The 4,245-nt window shown below is 71.9% G+C and carries 2 protein-coding genes; both read right to left on the bottom strand.

All coding sequences use genetic code 11. From position 1 onward, the window contains the following. Window positions 1–140: 140 nt before the first annotated feature. The gene (locus ACWD12_RS40815; RefSeq protein WP_450103927.1) at window positions 141–1,448 is read right to left on the bottom strand and encodes a GNAT family N-acetyltransferase; all 1,308 of its coding nucleotides are present in this window, start codon (window positions 1,446–1,448) and stop codon (window positions 141–143) included. Then, window positions 1,445–2,542: a ribosome small subunit-dependent GTPase A gene (gene rsgA, locus ACWD12_RS40810; protein ID WP_450103926.1), complete on the bottom strand. Its 1,098-nt coding sequence runs from the start codon at window positions 2,540–2,542 to the stop codon at window positions 1,445–1,447. Before rsgA ends, ACWD12_RS40815 begins: the two co-directional genes overlap by 4 nt. Window positions 2,543–4,245 lie beyond the last annotated feature (1,703 nt).

Genomic DNA, 4,245 nt, shown 5'->3' with positions numbered 1-4,245 from the left:
GCCCCCGCGCGTGCGGGGGGGCGGTTTTACCCCCGGTTCGGGGGGGATGTCGCGCCCCCGCGCCCCCGCCCCCCCCGCCGTGGCGGGCAGGGGCCCGCCGCCGCGGCGCCGCCCCGCCCCGCCCCCCCCCACGGGAGGGGTCAGACGCCGAAGGCGGCGGGGTACTGGATGGTTCCGGCGGGGACGGTGCGGGTGGTGTCGAGGGCCATGGCCATCATGGCCTCGTCCGGTACCTCGAAGGGTGCGCGGATACCGAAGCCGGAGGCCGGTGTGAAGCCGAACCGCGGGTAGTAGTCAGCGTGTCCCAGGACGAGGACGAGGTTTTCGCCCATGGCCCGGGCGGCGTCGAGTGCGGCGTGGATGGCGGCGGAGCCGGCGCCGGTGCGCTGGGCCGAGGGCGGGACCGCGCAGGGTGCCAGGGCGAGGGCGGGTGCGCCGTCGACCTGGCAGCGGGTGATCAGCGCGTATCCGGTCGCGGTGCCGTCGGGGGCCGTGCTGAGCATGGACAGTCCGTCGATCCACGCCTTGGAGTCGGCGCGCAGGGCGTCGACGATGTCGGCCTCGAGGGCGGTGGGGAAGGCCGCGAGGAGGATGTCGCGGATCGCGGGGATGTCCTCGGTGGTCTCGGGGCGGGTGGTCCAGGTCGTCATGGTCTCGTCCTCGGTGGTGTGGGGGGTGTGGTCGTGGGGGCGGAGGGTGTAGAGCGCGTAGTTGTAGTCGCCGCCGTGTTCGCGCCGCATGTCGATCTCCGTGCGGTGTGCGGCCAGGGCTTCCGCCATGCCGGGGTGCCGCGGATCGGCTCGGTCCATGCGCTCGGTGAGCGGCGTGTAGTACTCGTCCCACCAGTCGCTTTCGGGCAGCGGGCGGTGCGCGTGCAGGCGGTAGCCGGCGGCTCGCGCGGCGGCGGTGTTCGCGGCGTGGGTGCGCAGCGGGTAGGCCGCGTCCCAGTAGGCGCGCACCGGGTCGGCGGGGTGGGGCACGGTCCATTCGATTTCGGTGAGGACAAGGACACCGTCCGGGGCGAGCAGGCGACGCCAGGCGCGAAGGGCGACGTCGAAGCCGATGGTGTAGACGGACCCCTCGGCCCAGATCACGTCGAAGCCGTGGTCGGGGACGGGCGGTCGGTCCATCGAGCAGTTGACGACCGTGATCCGGTCGCCCAGGCCCCGGCGGGCCGCTTCGGCAGCGAGGCTGTCCAGGTAGGGCTGGTGCAGGTCGACCGCGGTCACGTGTGCGCCGGCTTCTTCCGCGAGCAGCAGTGCGGAGCGGCCGGGGCCGCAGCCGGCGTCCAGGGTCCGCGGGTGTTCGGGCAGCGGTCCGGCCATCTCCAGTGCGTGCCGTGTGGTGGCGTCCGAGCCCGGGCCCTGCCGGGGCAGGTCGTGGTGCAGGGTGAACAACGCCTGCGTCACCGGGTCGCCGCCGTGGGCGGGGGTGTCGTTGTTGGTCACTTCCGGTTCTCCCGGAACTGGTAGGTGGCGCGCAGGTGGCGTGTGATGTCCTTTTTGGTGGCCTCGCGGTCGGCGCGCAGCCGCGCGTCCGTGCGGGAGGCGGAGTAGGCGTTCTCGCGCAGCAGCCGGTGGTAGCTGTCCAGGCGGCGTCGGGGGATCTCGCCGGTCTCGACGGCGGCGAGCACCGCGCAGCCGGGTTCGTTCTCGTGGGCGCAGTCGGTGAACCGGCAGGCCTGTGCGAGGTGTTCGATCTCGGTGAAGGTCTGTTCCAGCCCGTCCTGGGCGTCGTGGAGACCGATCGCGCGCAGGCCGGGGGTGTCCAGCAGGACCCCGCCGCCGGGCAGCGGGAGCAACTCCCGCCAGGAGGTGGTGTGTCGGCCCTTGCCGTCCGCCTCGCGGACGGCGCCGGTCGGCAGCCGGTCCTCGCCCAGCAGCCGGTTGCCCAGCGTGGACTTGCCCGCCCCGGAAGGGCCGAGCAACACGACGGTGCCGCTCACAACGGCGGTCAGGGTGTCCAGACCTTGTCCGGTCACGGCGCTGGTGACCAGTACGTCCACACCGGCGGCCACCCCGGACACCTGCTCCTCGGCGGAGGCCGGGTCCGCGCACGCGTCGGCCTTGGTGAGCACCACGACCGGCCGGGCGCCGCTCTCCCATGCCAGGGCGAGCATGCGTTCGGTTCGGCCGTGCTTGAGCCGTGCCGCGAGCGAAACCGTCACCACGACGGTGTCGACGTTGGCGGCCAGGACCTGGCCGTGCGAGGTACGCGAGGAGGACGAGCGCACCAGGGCGGTGCGGCGTTCCAGCGTCGCTAGCAGCACCGGGGCGCGGCCGCCGGTGGCGGGGCGCAGTGCCACCCAGTCACCCGTGCACGGCGCCGACGACGAATCACCGAGATCGGCGGTGCCGGGGATGTCCGCGCGGACGATTCCGGCGTCGGTGACCGCCTGGCACGAGCCGCGGTCGGCCCGCGCGATGCGGGCGGGGATCAGCCCGGCGGCGCGATGGGACGTGAAGGCGTGCTCACACGCCTCGTCCCAGCCGTAGTCCGCCAGGGAATGCGATTGAGGATCATGCGTAAAGGATTGAGACAACGTAGGGACCCTAGAAAAGGGACCCCGATCGGCACAGTGGATCGCCTACCGCGCACTGCCAGAGCTCGTGCGGGGGCATCGCCGTCAGGTCAGACCGGGGCCCGGGACGTGAGGATGGTCCGGCGGGCACTGCACACGGCAGCGGCCTTGGCGACAGACATCAACTCACCCCCCTTTTCCGGTTCCGCAGTGACCTGGTTGTCTCTGCGCCAGTGACGATAGCACCTCCGTTCCCGGCCGCTGCGCGCGAGCGCGAGGCCGAGTACCACCAGGCACTCGCCGATATCGAAGAAATGAAACGACATCTGGGCCTGTCGTGACCACCACGCACCGATCAGCATCGCCGGGATGACCCGACACGCCGGTTGTCCGCCCCGGACGACGGCGGACAACCGGCGTCACCGTCGCGTGTCCGTGGTCATCTGGGAGCTCGGGGCCAGGATCCGGAAAGGCGTGTCGCGCGGTGACCCAGGTGTCGCGGGACCAGCTTGTGCAGGTGCGCAGCGCGCAACGCTGAGGCGACGTCCCGCGCGATCTGCAGCGACGTTCCCAGAGCCAGAGTGCTCCGCCGGATTCGCTCGGCGAGGGAGCTTCTGCGCAGCACACCTCATGGAAGTCGTCGGCCTGCCCGGCACCCTGCACGCCGACCCGGCGAACGACACCGGCGAGACGCCGGACACCCGCTGACCGGATACGCGACACCCACGAAACACGTGACCTGACGGCCCCGTACACCACTGCGCGGGGCCCGACGACGAAGGTGGGCGGTGAGCGGGGCCGCCTCTCGGCGGAAGGCTCACCGAGGCTCCAGCCAGACGGTATTCCTCGGCGGCAATAGGTGAGGCCCGGGGCACCGAACTCACCGACCACACGCCACACGCCACAACCACCATGGTGCGACTCGGCCGGCCTGCGCGCCCTGATCGCGGCCTGGCAACTGGGCACCGCACAAAGCACCGCCGTAGCGGTATGTGCGGCCTCGCCGCAGGTCGCCGGCCTGCTGGACATGACCGGACTCGCCCAGGCCCTGGCCGCGCCATGGAACGACCGGCCGCTCCACACCGGGTGAACCGCCGGGCCTGGCAAGAGCATTGCGTTCATCCGGTTCGGGGGCCGTGGCGGCTTGGTCGGGCGCAGGAGGGCGGCAGCCTGGCGGGCGGTGTCATGGAGGCAGTCGGCCAGGTGCCGCAGGTGGTGCCTGCCGTAGCTGTCGTTCGGCACGCTCAAGTCGTCCATAGCCCGGAGGGGCGTCTGTCCACGGTGCGGTCGGTGGGTGGCCTCGACGATCGCCAGCAGGTCAGCTTCGCTGAACATCCGTCGGCCACCGACCTCACGGTGCGGCTCCCGACGGCGGACTCGTGGCGCAGCCAGGCCACCCCCACGTTCAACCGCCGCGCTGCCGCCTGGACTGAGTACAGCAACTTCGGTGGCTGCGGGTCCTGTTCCTGCCCAGTCGGTGGCGCTGCCGCTCCGAACGCCTGGAGGTCGACGGCGGCGAGAAGCAGGGCGAGGCCTTGCACGCGGGCGACATCACCGATGCCGTCGTTCGGAGCCTCGGCAGCGTTCCGGCGTACGCTGCGGTATCGAGGACCGCGCACATCGGCTGACCCAGGTGTCCCCGCACAACTCATGCGCACTGCGATCCCGTCCCCCACGCACGACGTTCCCATGGGCGAGCCCGACCGGTAGAGGAGCAGAAGGAG

This window comes from Streptodolium elevatio (assembly GCF_053592165.1).
The sequence above is the reverse complement of the archived record's forward strand: the minus strand, read 5'-3'. Positions and strand labels throughout refer to the sequence as shown.